This window comes from Vibrio sp. Isolate23 (genome assembly GCF_022398095.1).
GTDB classification, from domain to species: Bacteria; Pseudomonadota; Gammaproteobacteria; order Enterobacterales; family Vibrionaceae; genus Vibrio; species Vibrio coralliilyticus_A.
Genome location: NZ_JAKEUV010000001.1, coordinates 669,348 through 690,660 on the forward strand (window position 1 = coordinate 669,348; position 21,313 = coordinate 690,660).

General features: G+C 45.7%; 13 protein-coding genes. 7 read left to right on the forward strand and 6 right to left on the reverse strand.

All coding sequences use genetic code 11. The features are described from left to right. Positions 1-70: 70 nt before the first annotated feature. The 3 genes from L1D31_RS02955 to L1D31_RS02965 all read right to left on the reverse strand — a co-directional run bounded on the left by L1D31_RS02955 (position 71) and on the right by L1D31_RS02965 (position 4,915). Positions 71-769: a 1-pyrroline-5-carboxylate dehydrogenase gene (locus L1D31_RS02955; RefSeq protein ID WP_239835592.1), complete on the reverse strand. Its 699-nt coding sequence runs from the start codon at positions 767-769 to the stop codon at positions 71-73. Between the two features lie 22 nt (positions 770-791). Further along, entirely contained in the window at positions 792-3,911 is a 3,120-nt protein-coding gene (gene putA / locus L1D31_RS02960) for a bifunctional proline dehydrogenase/L-glutamate gamma-semialdehyde dehydrogenase PutA (RefSeq protein WP_239835593.1), read from the reverse strand. A 188-nt stretch (positions 3,912-4,099) separates the two neighbouring features. Further along, positions 4,100-4,915, reverse strand: a complete 816-nt coding sequence (locus L1D31_RS02965) for an AraC family transcriptional regulator (protein WP_239835594.1) — start codon at positions 4,913-4,915, stop codon at positions 4,100-4,102. A gap of 459 nt (positions 4,916-5,374) precedes the next feature. Between L1D31_RS02965 and L1D31_RS02970 the strand changes: the two genes are divergently transcribed. From L1D31_RS02970 to L1D31_RS02980, 3 genes are all read left to right on the forward strand, one after another. Further along, a complete protein-coding gene (locus tag L1D31_RS02970; protein ID WP_239835595.1) occupies positions 5,375-6,487 on the forward strand; it encodes a PEGA domain-containing protein in 1,113 nt (370 codons plus the stop codon). Between the two features lie 147 nt (positions 6,488-6,634). After that, positions 6,635-8,467 (forward strand): SUMF1/EgtB/PvdO family nonheme iron enzyme, encoded by a 1,833-nt coding sequence (locus L1D31_RS02975; protein WP_239835596.1) that lies wholly within the window; start codon positions 6,635-6,637, stop codon positions 8,465-8,467. A 324-nt stretch (positions 8,468-8,791) separates the two neighbouring features. After that, complete coding sequence (locus L1D31_RS02980; protein WP_239835597.1) at positions 8,792-9,511, forward strand: helix-turn-helix transcriptional regulator; 720 nt, start codon at positions 8,792-8,794, stop codon at positions 9,509-9,511. A gap of 29 nt (positions 9,512-9,540) precedes the next feature. Here the strand turns inward: L1D31_RS02980 and pdxH are convergent, their stop codons facing one another. Then, the gene (pdxH, locus tag L1D31_RS02985; protein WP_239835598.1) at positions 9,541-10,176 is read right to left on the reverse strand and encodes a pyridoxamine 5'-phosphate oxidase; all 636 of its coding nucleotides are present in this window, start codon (positions 10,174-10,176) and stop codon (positions 9,541-9,543) included. A gap of 280 nt (positions 10,177-10,456) precedes the next feature. Here pdxH and L1D31_RS02990 point away from each other — a divergent pair, with 280 nt between their 5' ends. Genes L1D31_RS02990 through L1D31_RS03005 form a run of 4 tightly spaced genes read left to right on the forward strand, consistent with a single transcriptional unit; the run spans position 10,457 to position 16,599 of the window. Further along, positions 10,457-11,848: an HlyD family type I secretion periplasmic adaptor subunit gene (locus L1D31_RS02990; RefSeq protein WP_239835599.1), complete on the forward strand. Its 1,392-nt coding sequence runs from the start codon at positions 10,457-10,459 to the stop codon at positions 11,846-11,848. 46 nt (positions 11,849-11,894) lie between these two features. Continuing rightward, the gene (locus L1D31_RS02995) at positions 11,895-12,557 is read left to right on the forward strand and encodes a transglutaminase-like cysteine peptidase (RefSeq protein WP_239835600.1); all 663 of its coding nucleotides are present in this window, start codon (positions 11,895-11,897) and stop codon (positions 12,555-12,557) included. Positions 12,558-12,562: 5 nt separating this feature from the next. Further along, positions 12,563-14,473: an EAL domain-containing protein gene (locus L1D31_RS03000; protein WP_239835601.1), complete on the forward strand. Its 1,911-nt coding sequence runs from the start codon at positions 12,563-12,565 to the stop codon at positions 14,471-14,473. Between the two features lie 11 nt (positions 14,474-14,484). Beyond that, positions 14,485-16,599 (forward strand): type I secretion system permease/ATPase, encoded by a 2,115-nt coding sequence (locus L1D31_RS03005; protein WP_239835602.1) that lies wholly within the window; start codon positions 14,485-14,487, stop codon positions 16,597-16,599. 72 nt (positions 16,600-16,671) lie between these two features. On the opposite strand, the gene L1D31_RS03010 is transcribed toward L1D31_RS03005, so the two are convergent. After that, positions 16,672-19,200 carry a glycosyl hydrolase family 18 protein gene (locus L1D31_RS03010; protein WP_239835603.1) on the reverse strand — a complete coding sequence of 843 codons (2,529 nt, stop codon included), beginning with the start codon at positions 19,198-19,200 and terminating at the stop codon, positions 16,672-16,674. A 412-nt stretch (positions 19,201-19,612) separates the two neighbouring features. After that, on the reverse strand, positions 19,613-21,010 hold the full coding sequence (locus L1D31_RS03015; RefSeq protein ID WP_239835604.1) for a tryptophanase: 1,398 nt from the start codon (positions 21,008-21,010) through the stop codon (positions 19,613-19,615). Positions 21,011-21,313: the final 303 nt, after the last annotated feature.

Sequence of the window (21,313 nt, forward strand, 5' to 3'; positions counted from 1 at the left end):
GTCCTCTTATAAAAGATCGCCTTCCATGAACGCCCCCACTTACACAGAGTGAGGGCTCTCTGAGAAAGGATTAGTGGGCTTCACTCCCAAGCTCTAGCAAGGTCGCATTACCACCCACTGCTGTTATATTTATTGTTCTCGTTCGCTCTGTGATAAAGCGAAGCGATAAGTGTGGATCGTGTGCGACCGGAATCGCAGTCACGTCCGTTTCCGAAACTAGGCCAACAATCGCGCCTGAACGTTTCGCTAATTGGCGGTTGATTGTACGTTCAACCTCCTGATTACCTATGTATCCAACACTACGTACATCTGACTCCAGTAACTGATGATATGCATCAAGAGAGGCAAATTGTAATAGATTCATAGGTAGGGAAGACTGCTTGTAGGCAGCTTCCAAATCCTGGCTAAGTTGCGCATCATCACTGCACAAGATGATGCTATTACCAGCAATTAAGGCCGCTGTCAGCTGAGCTACGGTCGCCTGCTGAGAAGACGCTGATGCCTCCTCTTGAATTATGAGCGCCACCCCACGGCCAGCGGTATACAACTCGTTAGTTTCGCCTGTCGGACCAATCAATTGGTGTGTTTCAGCCAGCAGGGCTGAAGCATGCTCAATATGATAAGCCATCACGGACGCTAAGTTTTTTTGCTCTAACTGCAAAGCCTGTTTAAAAGAAAGCAAACACTCACTTTTAGAATCAAAGCTAGTCAGATTCCAGTTTTCCCAAGCTGAGTAAGCATCAGAAAAACGAGTTACTTGATGAACCATAATCTTTCTCCTTACCAACAGATTAAGAAAACGAAGTTTGTGTAAAACGGAATAGGTAGTGCGGGCCGCCAGCTTTTGGCCCCGTACCAGAAAGGCCCTGACCACCAAACGGTTGCACGCCAACAACCGCACCCACCTGATCACGGTTGATGTAGCAGTTACCCACACGTGCGTGTTTTTCAATCCAGCGGTAAGTGGTTTCGTTACGGCTATGAATCCCCATAGTCAAACCAAAACCTGTGCTGTTAATGCGATCTACAATCTGATGCAGTTCATTGGCCTTGAAGCGCACAATATGCAGAATCGGGCCAAATTGCTCTTCTTCTAAGCACGAAATATCACGAATTTCAAAGGCACTTGGTGCAACGAAATCACCGTGTTGATGTTCTTCACCCAAAGTAAGTTCAGCCACTTTCTTTTCCGTCGCGGTCATACGCTCAATATGCTTAACCAGTTTGGTTTTGGCTGTCGTATCGATAACCGGCCCCACATCGGTGGAATGAAGATAAGGAAGGCCGACACTCAGTTCCTGCATCGCCCCCTGAATCAGTGCAACGATGCGATCAGCGATGTCTTCCTGAACATACAGTACGCGCAAAGCACTACAACGCTGGCCTGCTGAGGCAAACGCAGAACGAATAACATCACGTACAACCTGTTCAGGTAGCGCTGTACTATCGACAATCATTGCGTTTTGACCGCCTGTTTCCGCGATAAACGGAACTGGCTCAGCATCACGAGCCGCCAATGTTTGATTGATTCGTTGCGCTGTCGCCGTTGAACCCGTAAAGGCAACACCAGCAATGGCAGAGTGAGAGGTTAATGCCGAACCGATTTCAGCACCGCGACCTGGCAGCAGTTGAATAGTCCCCGCAGGGAAACCTGCATCATTCATCAGCTCAACTGCACGTGCAGCAATCAAACTAGTTTGCTCTGCTGGTTTAGCGACTACTGTATTACCCGCAACAAGAGCAGCGGTAATTTGGCCGAGGAAAATCGCCAGTGGGAAGTTCCATGGACTGATACAGACAAAGACACCACGTCCTTGACGAGACACTGTACGAGATTGGCCATCAAAGCCTTGTAGCTGAAGCTCACCTAAAGCATCAACCTGCTTAGCGTAGTAGCGACAGAAATCAACCGCTTCACGCACTTCATCAATGCTGTCGTGAATTGTTTTACCTGCTTCCTGATGGCACAGTGCCACAAGCTCAGCGAGGTTTTCTTCTAGCAGGTCAGCTAACTTATCCAGCTTCTCTGCTCGTAGAGCTTTATCACTCTTCTGCCAATTTGCAAATGCCTGCTGTGCACCTTCGATCGCTGCGGAAACATGATCAAGAGATGCAAAGGCTACCTGACCGACTTTAATACGGCGGTCATAAGGCGCTGTGACCACTTCAGTATTCACATTTACCTTGATCATGCTTTCAGCATAAGCTTGACCATTGATGATCGGGCCTGCCATCCATTGCTTATTTAAGAACCCTTCAACAGCTTGCTCAAAAGGCTTCGCCTCAGACTCCACATCAACGTTGACACCGTAAGAGTTACGACGCTCAGGGAATATTTGTGGTGGCAGTGGAATATTGACATTATTCAGCGTATCAAACGCTTTCAACATATCGACAGGATGCTGCGTCAATGTTTCAACAGGACAACGAGCATCGACTAAGCGGTGTACAAATGAGCTATTTGCACCATTTTCCAACAAGCGACGCACCAAATATGGTAAGAGATCCTTGTGGCTACCCACAGGTGCATAAATACGAACTGGCTGCTGGTAAGCTTCCATCGCATGGTTATATAGGGAATCCCCCATGCCATGTAAACGTTGGAATTCGTAATCTTTATGTTGAGCCATCACTGCGATTGATGTGACGGTTTGGGCGTTGTGACTAGCGAATTGAGGGAAAATATTACCGCGAACATTTTCAGAAAGTAGGAATCGAGCACACGCTAGATAAGCAACATCCGTCGCTTCTTTGCGAGTATAAACTGGATAGTTATCGTAACCAGCTTGTTGAGACCATTTTATTTCACTATCCCAGTAAGCACCTTTAACTAGGCGCAGCGGGATCAAATCACCCTGCTCTTTTGCCAAGCCATTAATCCAAACCAACACAGGCAATGCACGTTTTGAATAAGCCTGAATTACCAGACCAAACTTGCCCCAACCTTTGACTAAGTCACTGCGATACACTTTTTCGAACAACTTGAGTGACAGTTCAAGACGATCGGCCTCTTCTGCGTCAATAGTGATCGCCACATCAAGTTCAACAGCGCGGCGAAGTAGCTGCATTAGCGTATCAGCTAACTCAGTCATCACACGTTCTTCGTTTGCCACCTCATAACGTGGATGAAGTGCAGAAAGCTTGATAGAAACGGAAGGCGCAGGGCTGGTCTCTAACCCATATTTATCGCGTCCAACCGCTTCAATTGCCATTAAGTAATCTTTGAAGTATTTGTTAGCATCTGAAGTAGTCAGCGCAGCTTCACCTAGCATATCGTAGGAATAAGTGAAGCCTTTATCACGCATGTTGCGGCCATTTTTCTGAGCTTCCGCAATGCTTCGACCCAAAACAAACTGATGGCCCATCACCTTCATAGCCTGATGCATCGCTTTACGAATCACTGGCTCTGACATCTTGTTGACTAGGCGATTGACTGCTGAGACAGGACTTTGTGAATCCGCTTCAGGAAGCCCCACCACTTTGCCCGTCAGCATCAATCCCCAAGTGGACGCGTTAACGAATACAGAATCTGAATTCTTAAGGTGAGATTTCCAGTCAGCAACACTGAGCTTATCTCGGATTAAAGCATCAGCAGTCGCGGAATCCGGAATACGCATTAGCGCTTCGGCAAGACACATCAACAAGATACCTTCTTGAGTATCTAAACTGTACTCAAGCAACAGGGCATCAATCATCTGGATTGATTTTTTGTCTGCGCGGATGGTTTCGATCAGCTCAGTTGTTTTCGCGGTGATCTGTGCTTTTTCAGCATCAGTAGGGATTGCCAAAGGCAACAATTGTTCAAGCCATTGGGATTCGTCCACCATATAAAGTGGCGAGATCAATGACCACAGTTTGTTAAGCGGCTGCTCAACAAACTCGGCATTCAACACATCAGTTGCTGTAAACATGCGTTTTCCTCAATCTCAAACCTGATAAATTCATCAGGATTCTTACAATGGTTTGCAGTGTATTTTGAGCGCGAGAGGATTACTTGTCAAAAGCTCCGAGTTTTTTGCTAAAAACTCTGATTATTAACAAAACAAAAACAGAGTCACATGCAAATGAGCAAAATAATATATGGTTAATCTTTTCTTATTTAACCAAATTGTTTCTTGTAGCGGGATGGAGACATGCCTTGCAGTCGAGAAAAGGTATGGGTAAAAGCACTTTGACCAGAAAAGCCTGTCAGTTCTGCCACTTGGCCAAGTGAAAGATGCCCTTTTTCAATCAGTGATTTAGCCATATCAATACGCTTACCGAGCACATATTGATGAGGTGTGATTCCCATCTGTTCTTTAAATAAGTTGTGAAATTGGCTTTCACCCAGAAAGACACTACCAGCTAATTGAGCAACTGAGATCTTTTGACTCAGGTGCTGCTCGATATATCGATCAATCGCCTCAAGGTCGAAACGCGATTCTTTGCGCGAAGGAGCAAACGTCGACATATGACGCTGGAGAAGTGCGATAACCGTATCGTTGCAGGCACGACTAAGAAGCAAGTCTTCTGGGTTGGAATGCATCTCAGCCACCAGCATTTGTATGAGCTTCTGGATTTGTCCGTCGAGCTGAAAATAAGTATCACGCTGACTGATTTCATTGAGCTTTTGTAGCATCAAGGGATCATCTCCTGACGGAGGGGGCATGTTCAAAACCAGAATATCTGACTGGCCGACCACACCACCAAACGCATGACCTGAACCGGAGCTCACAACACAACCTTGGCCCGGGCCAACTAAATTACCAAACCCACTGACTTCAAACTCCGCCTGCCCTTTCAGGCCAATGACTACCTGGGTATAGCTGTGATCATGGCAATCCATATAAGAAGGCAATGTCACTAGCTCCGCAGGCTTAGGTGACAAAAGTTTGGCATGTTCACCAGTCAATGCTGGGTGCTTAGATGAGCTCATAACACAGTTTTGTGATCTTAAATGACACTAGAGTCGCATGTTATACCAAAAACTTCTCAATCCGAAATCTATTCAACCTCATATGCAATCGAGCAAATACTAACCTTGCTCTAGGCTTAAAACCGAGTCCCTAAAACAGGAAAAAGCTGTTCAACATAAGCTTCGGAAGAATGATCAAGTGCACATAAATTACGGTATATGTCACTTCTAGCCACATTTCTTTTTGCAGATGCTCAATCTTCACTTGCATATTTCCCCAATCAACTCAAAATGATAGGTAGCATCCAAGTTTTATATACACTCATGAGATTATTCTGCTCAAACGCTGATTAATCTGTTAAAAGAAAGATGCAGGGATAAAAGAAAAACTTGGGAGAGACAGGGGAACAAGGACTGTCAAAAGTTTGTCTTTTTTGGGTTTTTACGTTGGTAATAAAACGTTAATTGTTGCAGGGAAATATGATAACACGTCGCATCCCAGCGCTTTTAATTGCGCTAAGCCCTATATGGGTATCGACTTCGGTTTTTGCGGAAACGGCTGACTCTGCCGATCCTGTCGCAGCTATCGATAGTAAGTTAGAAAACAAACAAAGTGAACTGCAAGCGCTAGGCGCTGAGTTCGAAGGTGAGTCCGAACGTTTACAACAACTTAGGGCTGAACTGAGCAAATACCAGCGTGAAGAGCAAGAGCTCAACGCTAAGCGTAATCGCGCTAAATCTGCACTGGACAAACAATATAATCGCCTTCTAGACGATCCAGATGTCGATCTGCTGTCTTTCCAACAAGAGTACCAGCAAGCTTGGTCCTCTGTGAAAGAAAACCAAACACAAATTCTTGAACAAGAGCAAGCCATTACCGAGCAGGAAATGCGTTTATCTCAGATAAAGCAGAAACGCTCTCGAATTAACTCCGAGCTGTCTTACCTTAAGGAACAGAAAGTAGAGGCACGCGTTAAACGACTCGATGCCGAACTTCGTGAAAGTGACGTACTCAATACCGCGTTTAAAACCACATGTTCAGCAACCATGACATTGGGTGAGTGCACTAATCAGGGTAAATACCTCACCAAACAACGTGCAGTCAACACATTCAAAGCGAAGCTACTTGACGGTCTAACCGAAGCGAACCTTGCCAAGCAAAACCTGAAAGGTGTTCAGCTCAACGTGTTTGTTCAAGAGAGCCAAATTATCCGCTCAGGCTTCGAAGGCAATAACAGTTACTACACTGAAATGCAGGCACAGCTTCAAGCTCGTCCAGAAGCGTCAGCAGCATGTAAACTACTAAATGTCTCTTCCCGTTACTGCCTGAATGGGGCTGAAGTGACGAAAAAAGACCAGAGCAACAACAAAGAGAAAAGCTGGGCAAACATTACCGTTCGCTCAGATCAGTATGAAGATCGTGTCACCATTAACGGTGTCAACTATGGTAGCACGCCAGTCGAAGTTGTCCTCCCTAGGGGTAAGCATCAGTTCACTGTTTCTAAAGACGGTTTCCAAACTTACAATCGCACTATTGCCGTCCATGGCAATGACACAGTTTGGGTTAAGCTACGTCCGGATTCAGATATTTAACCCACTTCTCTTTTTAGAAAGAGGGGGATTGCACAAAATTGACCAAAAACGCCACTTTGTCGTAAGTTATTGCTTTATAACTTAAGACAAAATGGCGTTTTCGTTTAGAATAAGCCCATCAGATAGAAAAAATTGTAGAAATAGATAATGCGAACTGGTTTACCAACGCTCCTTCTTCTTGCTTTGTCACCTTGCTTTCTCACAGCCAATGCTTTGGCCCAAGAGGCGCGAGACCCTATTGTCGTGATCGACCAGCAGTTATTTGACAAGCACGAAGAGCTAAAAGCAGCAATACAAGCTCGAGATGAGCAAAACGCAAAGTATGAAGAGCAACAACAGTCTGTCGCAGAGTTAACCAAACTCGTCAAATCTTTGGATAAAACACTCAGCGAAGCCAAAGCGAACCTCGAAAGCGACTATTCTCGAATGATTGACAACCCAAGCATCGATTTAGCTGCAACGCAGGAAAAATACCAAGACGCTTGGTCAAAGGTAAAACAAAACCAAAAGCAACGCCTATCTGAAGAACAACAGCTGCAAGAGCTCAAGCACCAACTGGATCTTGCAAATAGTGAAGTCGAAGCCATCGAACAAAGCATTGAAGTTTTAGACCAAAATAAACTCCGTGCTCGCGCTGAACGTCTTCAAGAAGAGCTGCAACAAGCTCACACTTTATCCGTCAGCTTTACTAACCGTTGTCAAGCGGATATGACCATCGCTCAATGTGATCGCCAGACACGTGACCTTGCCTTGCAAAAAGCCGTCAAACAGTTCCAATCCGAGCTTATTGCTAGCACCAGTGAGCCTCAAGTCGTCAAGCTGAACGCCAACAAAGTACCTTTCAATATTCATGTACTTCGCTCAAAATCCAAAGAATCGGGCTTCTATGATGGTGTTCGCTACCGAAGCCTGATGGATGTGGAAATGCAAGCTCGACCAACCCAAAGCGCAGCGTGTACATTGCTCGGTATCGATAAACAATACTGTTTTGAGCCAGAAACTTTGAGTGACAAAGATGCGTTTGTCAGTAACAAAGAAGTCGCTTGGGTCACCTTGACCATTCGCTCCAATCTTTTTGACGATAACGTAACGATCAATGGTGTTAACTACGGTAGCACCCCTGTAGAAGTCATGCTTCCTGTTGGCCCACACATGATCACTGTTGAGAAAGAAGGTTACCGCTCCTTCCACCGCGAGCTGACTGTAAAACGTGACCAAAATCTACGCGCCGTCTTGGTTGAAAAAGCCAATCCTCTACGTGAAGGTGACAAGTTCGCAGATTCCCTAGGGTCAGGGCTTCAAGGGCCAGAACTCTCTACCATTCTTTCTGGTCAATATCTTGTGGGTGAACACGGCTCCAAGCAACTAAAACTCAAACACCCATTGGGGTTTGGAACTACACCGATTACCGTCGGACAATTTAAAGCTTTTGTTGATGCGACCAACTACCAAACCGACGCAGAATTAAAAAACACCTGTACAGCTATCGTCAAAGGTGAAGTGACACCGATTTCAAAAGGTTACTGGCGAAACCCAGGCTTTAAACAAGCATCCAACTCCCCTGTTGTTTGTGTGAGCCGAAATGATGCGCAGGCCTATGCTAACTGGTTAAGTAATAAGACTAATCACAGCTATCGATTGCCAAATGAAGATGAGTGGGAAATTGCCGCTCGAGCAGGGGCTGAAACTCATTACTGGTGGGGCGATCAGTTTATTCCCAACCAAGCTAATACAGGTTGGGGAGGTACTCCTTGGTCAAACAAGAGTACTTCTCCCGTCAATGCCTTCAAACCCAATCGTTTAGGTATTTACGACACAGTGGGCAACGTTTGGCAGTGGACTAGCGATGCCCGAGGTTTGCTCAAAGGCGGCGCATGGAACTTCTCTCCGGATATGGCCGCTGCGCATCAGCAGCTATCATTGTCCAGTTCGTCCGCAGCTAACTATGTTGGCTTTCGAGTTGTACGTGACATCCACTAAGTAGACCAGCAGGGGGGATTTCCCCCCTTTTTTGTACCCATAATCCAGATAGAATCAGTTCTGAGTTCAGCCAACACTGAGCTTAGTATCGATTGGTACGTCTATACTCAGTTCCTCGTACTGAGTTCATAGAACCTCTTCTACACGTCGACAAGAACAATTCTTGTATTTGCCAGCTCTCCTGTCGATTGCTGGCAATTTTTTATTCAAAACACAATTCAAATATAGCCAAAATTTCTTATATTCAGGCCATCAACTGCAATCAGGAATGGATTGGCGGATTACTCATTTGATATCATATGTCGAATACTGTGAACGGCAGGAATGACCTTGGAACCACACTTAATATCCCTGTTTAACCAACTACCTGGTTATTGGGGCTGCAAAGACCGCCACTCGATTTTTGCTTATGCGAACCGCGCTTACGCCAAGTTGATTGGTTTTAATTCACCACAAGACTGTATTGGTCTCACAGATCACCAAATGCCAAGTCCCACCACTAAATGCGCCAGTGACTTTCAAGAGCAAGATCGTTTTGTCATTGAAAACAAGCGGTCAATCAAAGTACTCGACATACACCCCTACCCAGATGGCACTTGGCACACTCATATTTTTAGTAAGTCCCCATGGTTGGATGCACAAGGTAATGTACAAGGAACCATATTCTATGGGCAGGAGCTGACAGATACTGCCATTCTCGAAGTTGGGCATTGGATTTGTCGAGCGACTGGGTTGCACGACGAAGAACGGATATCACTAAATCATCTGTCGCCCAAAAATCACCAAATAAAGCTGACGACACGTGAATCTGAAGTCCTTTTCTTGCTGCTTTATGGCAAGAAGCCAAAATACATCGCAGACATCATGAACATCTCAACCAAGACGCTAGAAAACTACGTGCTCCATCTAAGGGAAAAATTCGGTGCTCACAGTAAAGCACAGTTAATCGATATGGCTTTGGATGCAGGATTTGGCTCACACATACCACACACGCTATTACGCACTCAACTTTCGGTCGTGCTCAATAATGAATACGCCGCATAAAGCGGCGTATTGTATGAGTAAAAGTAACGTTATGGAGCCAGTCGATCGATGTGCCACTCACCGTTTGCTTTGGAGAACAGGAATCGGTCATGCAGGCGGTGATCTCCCCCTTGCCAGAATTCAATGCTTTCCGGCTTAATACGAAAGCCGCCCCAAAAAGTAGGTACAGGAATCTCACCTTGAGCAAACTTCTGCTTCAGCTCAAGAAACTTACCTTCCAATACTCCGCGTGTTGAAATTCGGCTGCTTTGTTTACTGGCAATTGCAGCCAATTGACTCTCTTTAGGCCGTGAGGAGAAGTACTTAATGTTCTCCGTAATACTCAGCTTCTCTGCCACACCCGTAATATGGACCTGACGTTCTAATGGATGCCACGGGAAATGAAGACTTACTCGAGAGTTACCTTCTATTTGCTGCGCTTTACGGCTACCGAGGTTGGTATAAAATACAAACCCTTGAGTATCAACGTGCTTCAACAAAACGATTCGCTGGAAAGGTTGACCCTGCTCGTCTACCGTCGCTACGGTCATGGCCGTCGGATCGGTGAGCTTAGCGTCAATCGCTTGCTGTAGCCATAAGTTGAACTGATCCACTGGGTTAGCTTTAAGATCTTTTCTACGCAAACCACCCTTACTGTATTCACGGCGGATATCTTCGAGTTCCATCTTCTCTCCTGCGAAATTTTTTTGCTGATTGTGCGCTCATATAGACATGAACACAAGCGTATGTACCACATTGCCTGAGAATTTGATGTATTGGAAAGAGCTGTCATTAGCAGATAACAAGTTATCAAGAAAAATACCCGTATATACTTAGTACAACTGATTGATTGTTTTCTATTATGTAAGTGTTTGATATAGCACATCGTTCTAACAGCTATAACTTAACATTTGCCAATATGAATAATAGAATCAATCGAATACGCCAAAGCAACAAGGAACATCAATGAGTCAAGACAGCTACAACAAGCTCTCAAGTAATGAGCTTGAGTATGTGGATGACAAAACGGCAGCACTTCTACTCAATACACCGAGTAGTGCTCGTATTATGCTGTGGGTGATGGTTCTATTTTTCATTCTGGCGGGTATCTGGGCTTCATGGGCTCAAATCGATAAGGTGACCGTAGGGCAAGGAAAAGTAGTTCCCTCTTCTCAAGTACAAATAGTACAAAACCTTGAAGGTGGGCTCGTGAAAGAAATTCTTGTTCGCGAGGGACAGGTGGTTCAAAAAGGCCAGCAACTACTGTTAATCGATGATACTCGCTTCCGCTCTGATTTTCGCGAACGAGAACAACAAGTCGCCAACCTAACGGCAAGTGTGCTGCAGCTCTCCGCTTCTATCACGAGTGTCACTATTAATGAAGACTTCAGTGAAAAATCTTGGCAGAAAAGTGTCCAGATCGATTTCAGTAAGCTTGCTTTCCCGCCCCAACTTGAAGAGCGACAGCCTAAATTGGTTGAGCGTCAGCGCGCGGAATATCGTCAGGATTTAAACAATCTGCGTAACCAGATTTCTTTAATCGATCAACAAGTCAAACAAAAACAGCAGGATTTAGTAGAAATTCAAGCCCGAGTCAGAAACCTGCGTGAAAGTTATAACTTCGCACGCAAAGAGCTAGAGATCACTAAACCCCTTGCGGATGAAGGTGTAGTACCACGGATTGAACTACTCAAGCTTCAACGTCAGGTAAACGATACTCGCCGAGAAATGACCTCCAGCGAACTGAAAGTTCCCGTACTCAAATCAGCGATTAAAGAGTCTATGCTTGGTCGTATTGATGCCGCACAGAAATTTCGTTCAGAGCAACAAGAAAAGCTCAACGAAGCACAGGATAAACTTTCTGCTCTTACTGAGTCTACCGTAGGTCTAGAGGACAGAGTGAATCGTACGGTGGTCATTTCCCCTGTCACTGGCACGGTCAAAACACTCAATGTCAACACTGTGGGTGGAGTTATACAACCGGGTATGGACATCGTGGAGATCGTCCCAAGCGAAGATACATTGCTCGTCGAAGCTAAGATTGCTCCACAAGATATTGCATTCCTCCGCCCTGATTTACACGCCATTGTCAAATTCAGCGCTTACGATTTCACCAAATATGGTGGGTTGGAAGGAACACTTGAACACATCAGTGCCGATACCACCACGGATGAAGAAGGCAATAGCTTTTATCTTGTCAGGGTTCGAACCAAAGAAACCAGCCTCAATAACGATACCTCTTTACCTATCATTCCTGGCATGACTGCATCCGTCGATATCATCACAGGCAAACGTACCGTCATGGAGTACTTACTCAAACCTATTTTAGGTGCCAAAGGCAACGCATTGAAGGAATAAAGATGCCAACAACCAGTACGACAAATAAGGTCAGAGCTTAGCCCACATGAAATATTGGCTAATAGCTCTGCTTATTATTTTGGCTTCCACGGCTTCACAGGCGCTTAATACTCAAGAACAGCGCTGGGTTGAAGCTGTGCGCAACACCTATGGAGACAGAGCAGGGAAGCGGGTCGAAACTTGGCGTCGTGAGATGGAACAATTTAAGGGCTTGTCAGAAAGGCAAAAGCTTACCGAGGTCAATAATTTCTTCAACCAACTGAATTTTGTTAACGATGATCGTTTGTGGGGCAAGAAAGACTACTGGGCTACCCCACTCGAGTTCTTGGGCAGTAACGCTGGGGATTGTGAAGACTTTACCATTGCCAAATATTTTTCTCTGCTCGAGCTAGGCGTCTCAGATAGAAAGCTGCGTTTGGTATACGTGAAAGCCATCACGCTAAATCAGTTCCATATGGTGCTCGCATACTATTCGAAACCCAGCGCAGAGCCTATTCTGCTGGACAACATCGATCCACGAATCAAAAAAGCATCCAAGCGCCGAGACTTATTACCGATCTACAGTTTCAACGGTAAAAATCTTTGGCTAATGAAATCGAAACAAGGGCAACTGGCAGGAAAATCATCCCGACTCAGTCTGTGGAATGATCTTCGTGCCCGTGAAAAATCACTCAAACTGAATAAACCAATAGTGAATTACGATGAGTAGGCAATATGACTTTATATAAACAGCTTGTCGCGGGAATGATTGCTGTATTTTTGATGCTGATGGCTTCGGTTTTCATCATCGAATTTAACACCACGCGCAATAACTTAGTGCAGCAGCAGCGCTCAGAAGTGAATAACACCATTAATACGGTCGGCTTGGCTTTGGCTCCCTATCTAGAGAGCAAAGATCAGGTCGCAGTGGAATCTGTTATCAATGCTCTATTTGATGGCAGCAGTTATTCCGTCGTTCGACTGATCTTCTTAGATAGTGGCGAAGAGATTCTGCGCTCTTATCCAGTCAAACCTCTCGATGTACCAGAGTGGTTCACCAACCTACACTTGTTTGAAAAAATTCACGATCGGCGTGTAGTGACCAGTGGATGGATGCAATTAGCCGAAGTTGAAATCGTCAGCCACACTGGGGATGCCTACACCCAGTTGTGGAACGCATTCGAGCGTTTGGTTGTTGCTTTCAGCCTGATTTTTACTATTGGTCTCTTGGCCATCGCCTTTATTCTTAAACGTGCCCTTCGTCCTCTTCAACTCATCGTGGAGAAAATGGAACAGGTGGCACGCAATCAATTTGGAGATCCTCTTCCTAGACCAACCACGAAAGATTTAATCTATGTCGTTGATGGCATCAACAGTATGTCCGCACAGGTAGAGAAATCCTTCCAAGCTCAAGCCAAAGAAGCTCAACAGCTACGTGAACGCGCGTATATTGACCCTGTTTCTGGGCTTGGCAACCGCGCTTACTATATGAGCCAGTTGAATTCATGGCTTGGTGAAGGTGGTTTTGGTGGTGTAGCCATTCTTGAAGCCAGCTTTATTCATGAGTTGTATGAGGAAAAAGGTTACGAAGCAGGCGATGGCATGGTACGCGAGTTAGCAGATCACCTAAAAGTGTCTTTGACTTCGCCGGATGTGACGCTTGCTCGTATATCCTCTGCCGAGTTCGGTTTTATCTTACCAAACATAGATGAAACGGATCTTAAACTAGTGTCAGAGAGCATCGTAACTTACGTTCAAGACATCAATGCTGACCCGACCGGCATGGCCACATCGAACTTATCGCTTGGCGTCGTCTACAGCGAAGCAACTAAGAGTGCGTCTGAAGTGCTCACCATGCTAGATAATGCTTTAGCCACGGCAAAATCTGACCCAGAAATAGCCTACGGCTACGTCACCGGTAACAGCTCCGAGAACCTGATGGGTAAACAACAGTGGAAGACACTAGTCGAAGAAGCGATGAGCAACGACTGGTTCCAGTTCCGTTTCCAAGCTGCCAATGACGGTTGGGGTAAAACTTACCACCGTGAAGTCTTCTCTTCTATAGAGAAAAATGGTGAGCGCTTTAGCGCTAATCAATACTTATTCGCTCTTGAGCAGTTGAATGCCAGTCACCTGTTCGATGAGTATGTGATCAAGGCAATTGTAGAACGCTTAGAAAATGGCGAATTTGCCGAACCCATCGCAATTAACGTCTCGCAAAGCAGTATTGCTCAACCGAGCTTCATCCGCTGGATCACTCAGATGCTAAACCGACACAAATCGGTTGCCAGCCAATTGCATTTCGAAATTCCTGAAAGCTGCTTTGTAAATACGCCACACCATACTGCTCTATTCTGTAATGCAGTGCGTAACGCGGGTTCAGATTTTGGTGTTGATAACTACGGGCGTAATTTCCAGTCGCTGGACTACATAAATGAGTTCCGCCCTGCTTACGTGAAACTGGATTATCTCTACACTCATCATCTGGATGATGAGAAACAGAAATTTACCCTGACTTCTATCTCACGTACCGCACATAACCTTGGGATCAAGACCATTGCGTCGCGAGTTGAGACACAAACCCAGTTGGACTTTTTGTCTGAACACTTTATTGATGTCTTCCAAGGCTTCATTGTCGATAAGTAAAAAGGTTTTAAATGCAGGATCCTTTACTCAATTCGCTGATTTACGTCAGCCGTTACTTCGGGCTGGCCAATTCACCGGAAGCATTGATTAACGGCTTACCTTTAACAGAGGGTAAGCTCACGCCATTCCTATTTCCGCGCTCTGCAGAGCGTGCTGGACTAGTTGCAAAAGAAAATCGTTCCAAGCTCGAAGATATTTCAGATTTAGTCTTACCTGTCGTTTTGTTACTCAAAAGCGGCGATGCATGTGTGCTTAACGCCATTAACAGCGACAAGCAGGAAGCTGAAATCGTTACAGGCGAATCCGGCTTAGTACCAATCTCTATCCCTTTGGATGAGCTGGAAGAGCTCTACATCGGTCGCTATTTTCTGGTTAAGAAACAGTTTCGTTACGATGAGCGCTCTCCGGAAGTCCTCAAAACCCGTGAAGGTCACTGGTTTTGGAGCACCATCTGGCAGTCAAAGAACATCTACCGCGATGTCTTAATCGCTTCTATTCTGATTAACTTGTTTGCCGTAGCTGCACCGATGTTTACCCGCCTAGTTTATGACAAAGTGGTGCCCAATCTTGCGTTTGAAACCTTATGGGTACTGGCAAGTGGTATTTTCGTCATCTTCCTGTTTGACCTGACACTCAAGATCATGCGCAGCTACTTCATTGATGTGGCGGGCAAGAAGTCGGACATATTAATTTCATCCAAACTGTTCAGCAAAGTACTTGGTATTCGCATGGAATCAAGGCCCCCCTCTGTTGGGGCTTTCGCCCGCCACTTACAAGAATTTGAGTCCATTCGGGAGTTTTTTACTTCAGCAACCATTGGCTCTTTGATTGACCTGCCGTTCTCCTTACTCTTCCTTGTCTTGATTTGGTTAATGGCTGGCAATCTAGTCTTGGTTCCCATTGCTGGCGTCGTGATTCTGATTGTTTACTCAGCGCTGATTCAGGGCCCATTGCGCCGTACCATTGAAGAAGGCTCACGTCTTGCTTCACAGAAATACGCTAACTTGATTGAGAGTTTGTCAGGGCTTGAAACCGTAAAATTATTTGGTGCACAGAGCCAATTTCAGTTCCGCTGGGAAGAAGCCGTTGCTCATATGGCCAACTGGAATATCAAGAGCCGTCGCATCACAGATGGTATCCAAAATACCGCTGGCTTTGTTCAACAAGCGTCTAACGTCGGTATGATCATCCTAGGTGTGTATCTGATAGCAGAAGGTGAACTCACCATGGGTGGCTTGATTGCCGCCACCATGCTTAGCGGCCGAGCCATTGGCCCTATGGTTCAACTTTCCTTACTCTCTACACGCTACAATCAAGCTAAATCGTCTATGACCATTATCGAGCAAGTCATGGAAATGCCAGATGAACAGGAAGAAGGGAAGCGCTACATCCACCGCCCTATTGTTCAAGGTAAGATTGAACTAGATAAAGTGACTTTCCACTATCCTGATTCGCCCATTGCATCTATTCGCGATCTAAGCATCACGATTAATCCGGGTGAGAAAGTGGCAATCATTGGTCGAATTGGCTCAGGTAAGACAACACTGGAACGTTTGATACTGGGTCTATTTAAGCCAACCGAAGGCCATGTACGCATCGATGATACCGATATTGAACAACTGCATCACATTGATATTCGGCGTAACATCGGCTGTGTACCCCAAGACAGCCAACTGTTCTATGGTTCGATTCGCGACAACATTACCCTTGGCCGCCCACTAGCCGATGATCGTGATGTGATGGATGCCGCCAATCGTGCTGGCGTAACCGTATTTACACAACAAGACCCCGCTGGTTTAGAACGTCAGGTTGGCGAAGGCGGCTTGTTACTCTCAGGAGGACAGCGTCAAGCCGTGACTATTGCACGCGCCTTCCTTGGTCGCCCACCAGTGCTGTTAATGGATGAGCCAACCAGTGCTATGGATAACCGCTCTGAAATGCACATCAAGCAGCAGTTGGAGCAACTTAAGCCATCAGAAACGCTGATCTTAATTACGCATAAAACGTCTATGCTCGATGTGGTTGATCGAGTCATCGTCATGGAAAAAGGTTGTGTGATTGCTGATGGACCTAAAACTGAGGTACTTAACAATCTCAAGCAAGGTAAAGTGAGAGCCGCTAACTAAACTGACAAAAACAATAAAGCCGCTCAATATTGAGCGGCTTCTCTTTACCTACTATAAGAAGAGCTGTCTAGATTAGCAGTCTGCAGGGCCGACTTCTTTCCATACCCCCCACTGGCCCGATTGAGATGGGTCATCACCTTGTGTCCACCACTTGGCTTCCCAGACTTTCCCATCCCAAGTCACTTGGTCACCGCCATTGTATACTGCGCCAGAATCCCAAGCGTTGGTACAAGTACCGCCACCTGTACCTTTCTTCGCAACAACGACAGTCGCCAAAGCAGAAGAGGTCGCTTGAGCGTCACTCACTGTAACCGTAAAGAGTAATGAAGTATCTTGCGTATATTCCGCTGCGGTAAACGTCACCGTTGCACCATTAATGGTCGCATTAATTCCGGCAGGCACATCCCAGCTGTACGTTAATGTATCATTATCGGCATCACTAGAACCTGAGGCGTCAACCACCACTACGTCTCCAGCATTCACTGTAGCAGGAGCTGACACTACAGCAACTGGCGCAGTGTTCACAGGACCAGTGTCTTTCGCCTGCACTGTCACAACCACAGTGTCAGTCCCCGTAGCTCCTTCATTATCCGTGACTGTTAGTTTGAAAGTAAGCGTTTCAGTTTGCGCAACTTCTGCCACATCAAAACTTGCTTGTGCGGTGTCTGCACCCGTTAGTGAAACACTAGTACCTGAGAGTTGTTCCCACGCATAGCTTGCAACACTGCCATCAGAATCGCTTGAGCTGCTGCCATCCAATACAACCGATGCAGGACCTGTCACAGTTATATCAGCGCCAGCTACAGCAACAGGAGCTCGATTCGCCGGAGTTCCACCAGCAAGACCTTCATGCATCGCATTGAGAATATCACCGTTGTCGGCATCGATTTCCCAAGAGAACAAGCCAGCAAGACCTAAGCTACGTACATAGGCACCCTTCGCTTTCACAGAACGGTCATCATCAAATGTAATCAGCTGGCCTGTAGAACGATTCCAGACCCAAGGAGCTTCAGCCAGCGCATCGTATCCGTATTCAAAACCGTTGATGCCAGTATTATCCGCGCCAAGCATAAAGGACTTCACACCTTTATAGTCAATTACACCATCTTCCCAAACACCTTGTGCTGTGCTGCCTTTCAGCTTACCAGTCCCGGTCCCTGTCATTGGGTCATTAGGATCGGTAAGCGTATCAGGTGTCACACCTTCCCAACCACGACCATACATTGCAGTACCAACAACCAGTTTGTTCGCAGGGACGCCCTGCGCTAACAAGAGCTGAATACCATTGTCTGTTGTGTAAGCAGGCCCTTTGTACGGTTCACCATTTTCATCCACCCCAGAGCCGTCACATTGGCCAGGACGCATAAACGTTCCGCAATAAAGGGCGGTCTGATGGCCCGGTACATTATTCCAACCGCCGTAGAAGTCGTATGTCATCGCAAAGATGTAATCCATATACTGAACCGCATCGGCATAATTCACGTCTTCTATCTTGTCATAGCCAACCCCGATCGCAGAAGTCAGCTCGTAGGTGCGCCCCGTATCGGCTTCCAGCTGATCTAGCATTGCACGTAGTTCTTGCATCAACGCGACATAAGCCGGGCCGTCATTCACCGGGTCACCAAGATCTGGAGCCGCACCGCCGCCACCTGGGAATTCCCAGTCAATATCGACGCCATCATAAAATTTCCAAGTCGTCAGGAAGCGCTTAACAGAAGCGACAAAAGTGTCTCGGTTCGCTTTGGTAGTAAAGTCAAAGAATGGGTCTGATAACGTCCAACCACCAATAGAAGGGATGATTTTAAGATCTGGATTACGCTGCTTAAGCGCCATCAGCATCGCGTAGTTACCTTTGATAGGAGAGCTGTATTCATGACCAGCTTGAGGGAAACTTTTCTGATAAGCTGCCCAAGGATCATGAATCACAACTTCGTAATCAGGAACACCAGTACAGGCGGTCATCAACGCATTGTAGCTGTTACCACCAACAGATTTCACAGACTCATTCGGACCACAAATAGGAATGAAGCCATAAAGGATATGAGTCAGGTTATCGGCAGGAATATTATCAACGGTAAATTCACGTCCATAAATCCCCCACTCGACAAAGTAAGTACCAACGACTGTGCTCGGGTCGGTGTTGTAGCTCTTGTTATTGGGATCGACGTTCATCGCCAGTGGTGCTAAATGAGCACCATCGGTATCTGCGACCACGATCTCAGCAGGCGCACTCGTGCTACAGCCACTTTCATCACAAGCTTCAATGGTCATTTGATAACGACCACCTGTCGCATACTTGAAGTTGGCTGTTGTTTGGCTACCCGAAATTGGACCAGTAGCTACCTCAACACCATCAAAGTAAACCTTGTATGTGTCCCCTGTTGTGCCACTCCACTGATTAAACTTAATAGCGATGTCAGCCTCATCAAAATATTTCACCATTTGGTTGTAACCAGCGGTGGTTTCCATTGCTAATTCAATCTTCGAGAACTGAAGATTGTTCGAGCCGTAGACATCAATACTTGGGGCTGTTGGTGCAGCCATCGCAGTGCCGGATAGCGCCAAAGCGATACTAGCGGCGCACAAAGTTATACGATTCATACCTATTTCTCTCATTCCTTGTACATTTACCCGAAAGTTGGGAAGTGATACCCATCGCCGTAAGTTGCCTTAAATGCCTAGCTGGCCAAGTAGTGAGCCGAAAAACTTATCGAGGATCGGTATTCGCTGTTCTTTGCTACATCACGAAGAACATCACTTTCAGTATTCGAGAGACTTTTTTTTTGATGAAAAAAATAAAGACTCTTTTCGAGGCAAGATCAGAAAATAATTGTATATCTTAGACTTGTTACATCACAAATGAGGATGCCTGCCCATATTTTATAAAATATCAGATATAGAAAAACATACTTATTTGTCAATAATTTAAAGAATGAGATACCAAATATAGTAATAAAAACATATAGAAGATACTGCCTCCTAAAGGGGTTAGGAGGCAGGTTTTAATCAAGGATTATTTGGACTTAAATCGCGCCGTGAAATGACGCAGTACAGGTGGTTCGTACTCAAACGTTAAGCCTTTAAGTTCATGAGCACGTTCTTTGAGCGCAATGATCGCATCAGCGATGTAATCCATGTGATCGTTGGTATATACACGGCGGGGTATAGTCAAACGCATCAGCTCCAGCTCTGACGGCTTTTGTTTACCTGTTTCGGGATCACGCCCTAAAAGAAGTGAACCTATTTCTACGGCGCGCACACCAGATTCAAGATATAGGGCATTACATAAAACATGCGCAGGGAACTCCTCAGGTGGAATGTGTGGCAGTATCTTCGCTGCATCGACAAACACTGCATGACCACCTGTGGGATACTGAATAGGAATACCACCTTCACGTAAGCGATCACCTAGGTACTGAACTTGGCTGATCCGGTAGTGGAGAAAATCTTCGTCTGCTCCCTCATACAAACCACGAGCCAACGCTTCCATATCTCGACCCGCCATACCGCCATAGGTCACAAACCCTTCCATCGGAACACAGCGAGTTCGTACCGCTTGAAAAAGCTCCTCATGATCTCGAATACAGCACAAACCACCGATGTTAACCATTGGATCTTTTTTGGCTGACATGGTAAGCATATCGCCATATTGATACATTTCACGAATGATCTCTAAGATGGACTTATCCTGATACCCTTCTTCACGCTGTTTTATAAAGTAGGCATTTTCGCAGTAACGGGCGGAATCAATCACGACTGGAATATCATTTTTACTCGCTAACTCATAGACAGCACGCATATTTTCCATCGAAACGGGCTGACCTCCTGAACTGTTACAAGTGACGGTGGTGATAATCGCACAGACATTATGAGCGCCATACTGTTCTATCGTGGCTTCCAACTTATCGAGATCAAAGTTACCCTTCCAGTCATAAGGCGTCGTTGTATCAAAGGCATGTCTATCCACCACATTGATTGCCTTACCACCATTCAGTTCGATATGTCCAGCGGTTGTATCAAAGTGATAGTTGGAGATGAAAACTGGCTCCGTCCCACCGCGAACGCTACGCATACGCTCAATCAGCGCTGGAAACAGAATTTGTTCTGCCCCACGTCCTTGGTGAGCAGGCACTGTAAGCTTATAACCAAAGAAATGTTCCACTGCCTGACACAAATTGTAGTAGTTGCGACTTCCGGCATAGGACTCATCTCCCATCATTATGCCTGCCCATTGGTTGTCGCTCATCGCACCTGTCCCTGAATCTGTTAGAAGGTCGATGTACACATCATCACTCTTTAATAAGAAAGGGTTGAGACCAGCTTCATTCAACGCGATGACTCGATCTTGGTATGTGGTCACTTTGATCGGTTCAACCATTTTAATACGAAAAGGCTCTGGTATACGTTTCATGTTTAATTTCCTATAGATAGATCTATCCCTGCAGAAAACTGCATTAGATTCAAAAATAAAATGACAAATAAGAGCGGCGCGTATGCACCTGAGGAAATTAAATAAGTGCTGATTCTTTATTCAGCAGGGACAAGCAGAAGTCTAAGTTATACCATGGCGACAACACTAAGCGGCTGTCGTGCATCCAAATGCATTTCATAGCGTTATCCTTTATTTTGGTTACAGACACATCAATCAATATAGTCGTGTTGTTATCTATTTACCGTGAAACGCCGCTCAAAAACTATCCGTTATAGAAATGAA